Genomic DNA, 261 nt, shown 5'->3' with positions numbered 1-261 from the left:
GCTTCGCCCTGGTACATGCCTACCGACACGGCAGCAATCATGAGCTTGAGCGGGTTGCCGCCCTTCAGGCCGCCGCGCTTCTTGATCACCGCCAAGACGTCGCACAGGGCGACCATGGCACCGGTGATGGACGCAGTACGGGTGCCGCCATCGGCCTGGATCATGTCGCAGTCGACATACAGGGTGATGTTACCCAGCTTGCTCATGTCCAGCGCGGCGCGCAGCGAACGGCCGATCAGGCGCTGGATTTCGAGGGTGCGG

1 pseudogene is annotated in these 261 nt (G+C 64.4%); it reads right to left on the bottom strand.

The features are described 5' to 3' along the window. Window positions 1-261 (bottom strand): annotated as a pseudogene (gene rph / locus SB756_RS31565) (ribonuclease PH); the annotation flags it as partial.

Origin of the sequence: Pseudomonas sp. SIMBA_068 (assembly GCF_046534705.1) — a bacterium.
Classification (GTDB): domain Bacteria; phylum Pseudomonadota; class Gammaproteobacteria; order Pseudomonadales; family Pseudomonadaceae; genus Aquipseudomonas; species Aquipseudomonas putida.
This window is presented reverse-complemented; position numbering and strand designations above follow the sequence as displayed.